Raw genomic sequence first — 2,850 nt, 5'->3', positions numbered from 1 at the left:
AATCCTGTCGCGCCTCGCGGCCGACCTTGCCCATGGACCGGTCGGAGATGCTGCGCCAATGTTCGCGGATCAGGGCGCAGGGGAGGTGAATGTTCGGATCGGCGATGACTGATTTAATGTCGACGATCGATCATGGGTTAATTTACACACATTGATTTCGGAGAGATGGGCTCGTCTGCACGGGAATCGGCCGCCGGACGAGGCGGCGGCGAACCCTGGTCTCGCGAGCGGGATTGATCTCCGACCCCGTCAGCGTTCCCGCCAGGCTTTTGCGATCTGGTCGGAGAGGGGTTTGACGAGGTAGCTCAGGACGGAGCGGTCGCCGAGCTGCATGTAGCTCTCCACCGGCATGCCGGGCACGAGGCGGGCGGTGCCGAGGCGCTGCTTCTGCTCCTCCGGCACCCGGATCCGGGCGGTGTAGTAGCTCGCGCCCGTCTTCGGGTCGGTGGTGACGTCGGCCGAGATCCGGCTCACCACCCCGTCGATCTCGGGCGTGACGCGCTGGTTGAAGGCCGGGAAGCGCAAGACCGCCGGCTGGTCGAGGCGGACGTTGTCGATGTCCTGGGGCGCGATCTTCACCTCCACCGCGAGCTGGTCGGCCTCCGGCACGATCAGCATGGCGGGCTCGGCGGGCGTCACCAGGCCGCCGATGGTGTGCACCGTCATCTGGTGCACGATGCCGGCCTGGGGCGCGCGCAGGTCCACGCGCTTCAACTGGTCCTCGGCCGCGACCCGCTTCTCCACGTATTCCGACCACTTGCCCCGGATCTCGGCCAGGTCCTTGCCGGTCTCGGTGCGCATGTCCCCGTCGATCTGCAGGATCTGCAATTCGGTCTCGGCGATCTTGCCGCGCGCGGACGCGGTCGAGGCGATGAGCTGCCCGCGCTCGCCGTCGAGGCGGGCGGCGTCGCGTTCGAGCGCGTTGACGCGGGCGAGCGGCACCAGGTTCTTGGCGTAGAGTTCGCGCACGCCCGTGAGCTCGCCGGTGATGAAGCCGACCTCGCGGGCCTTGGCCGCGACCTGCTCGGTCAGCCCCTTGATCTCCTCGCGCAGCTGCTGGACGCGCTCGCGCAGCTGCGCCTTCTGGCCCTCGCGCCCCGCCACGCGGGCGGCAAACAGCCGGGTCTCGCCCTCGATCAGGTGGGCGACCGCCGGGTCGCTGTTCCTGCGGGCCAGCAACTCGGACGGGAACGTGATGCGGGCGGCCCCGTCGCGCTCGGCCTCGTCGCGGGCGCGGCGCGCGGAGAGCTCATCGAGCGCCTTGAGGACGATGTCGAGGTTGGCCCGCACCTGCGTCTCGTCGAGGCGGATCAGCACGTCGCCGGCCCGGACCCGGGCGCCCTCGCGCACCAGGAGCGCGCCGACGACCCCGCCGGTGGGGTGCTGCACCTTCTTGACGTCGGACTCGACCACGAGCTGGCCCGGCGCGATCACCGCCCCCGAGATCTGCGTGAAGGTGGCCCAGCCACCCACCCCCACCACCAGGAGCGTGCCGAGGCCGAGGCTCAGCGCGAGGTGGCGGCGGATCGAGCCGTGGGCGGTGGGGCGGGGAAGGCCCGGCGCGGCGGTGTCGAGGGCGAGGGCCATCACGCGCGCTCCTGAAGGGGGCCGGGCTCGCCGCGGATCTCGGCCGGATGGGTCTCGACGGGCACCGAGGCCGGGCGCAGCACGCGCTTCAGGACCTCGTCCTTGGGCCCGAAGGCCTGGGCCCGGCCGTCCGCCATCATCAGGATGAGGTCGACCGCCGCCAGGGCCGAGGGACGATGGGCGATGACGACGCAGATGCCCCCGCGCCGGCGCACCCCGAGGATGGCCCCCGTGAGGGCGTTCTCGCCCTCCGCGTCAAGGTTGGCGTTGGGCTCGTCCAGCAGGACGAGGAAGGGCTCGCCATAGAGGGCGCGGGCGAGGCCCACGCGCTGGCGCTGGCCGGCGGACAAGCCCGCCCCGCCCTCGCCGATGCGGGTGTCGTAGCCCTCCGACAGGCGCAGGACGAGGTCGTGCACGCCGGCGGCCTGCGCCGCCGCGATCACCGCCTCGGGGGCGGCCTGCGGATCGAAGCGGGCGATGTTCTCGGCGATCGTGCCGGCGAACAGCTCGACCTCCTGGGGCAGGAAGCCGATGTGCGGCCCGAGATCGTCGGCCGACCATTGGTCGAGGGCCGCCCCGTCGAGGCGGACCTTGCCGCGAACCGCCGGCCAGACCCCGACGAGCGCGCGCACCAGGCTCGACTTGCCCGAGGCCGAGGGGCCGATGACGCCCAGGCCCTGGCCGGCCTGGAGCCCGAAGCTCACGTCCTGGACCACGAGGCGCGGGGTGCCGGGGGGCGCCACGCTGAGGCTCTCCACCTGCAGGCTGCGGGCGGGCGCCGGCAGCGCGTGAGGCTGGCCCTGCGCCGGCATGCGGGCGAAGAGCTCCGAGAGCCGGGCCCAGGATTGGCGGGCCTGGACGAAGCCTTTCCAGTTGGCGATGGCGAGTTCGGCCGGCGCCAGCGCGCGGGCCACCAGGATGGAGCTCGCGATGATGATGCCGGCACTGGCCTGGCCGTTGATGACGAGGTACGCGCCGAGCGCCAGCACGCCCGATTGCAGGGCCATGCGGAAGACCTTCGAGGCGGCGCCAAACCCCCCGGCGATGTCGGAGGCGCGCTGCTGGGCCTGCATGTACTCCGCGTTGGCCCCGGCCCAGCGGGAGGAAAAGCGACCCTGCATGCCCATGGCCGCCAGCACTTCGGCGTTGCGGCGCCCGGCCTCCGCCAGACCGTTGCGGCGCAGGCCGTGGCCGGTGGCGGTCTGGGCGGGTTGCCGGGTGGCCCGGTCGGTGAGGAGGCCGAAGCTGGCGAGCACGGCGGCG

Annotated in this window: 2 protein-coding genes; both read right to left on the bottom strand. The window is 72.4% G+C overall.

The features are described 5' to 3' along the window. Positions 1–249: 249 nt before the first annotated feature. Positions 250–1,587 (bottom strand): HlyD family type I secretion periplasmic adaptor subunit, encoded by a 1,338-nt coding sequence (locus JWQ05_RS09515; RefSeq protein WP_299657891.1) that lies wholly within the window; start codon positions 1,585–1,587, stop codon positions 250–252. Then, positions 1,587–2,850 (bottom strand): type I secretion system permease/ATPase (locus JWQ05_RS09510; protein ID WP_299657889.1); only part of this gene is annotated, 1,264 nt, incomplete at its 5' end. The genes JWQ05_RS09510 and JWQ05_RS09515, both read right to left, overlap by 1 nt.

Origin of the sequence: Methylobacterium sp. (assembly GCF_028290105.1) — a bacterium.
Classification (GTDB): Bacteria; Pseudomonadota; Alphaproteobacteria; order Rhizobiales; family Beijerinckiaceae; genus Methylobacterium.
The sequence above is the reverse complement of the archived record's forward strand: the minus strand, read 5'-3'. Positions and strand labels throughout refer to the sequence as shown.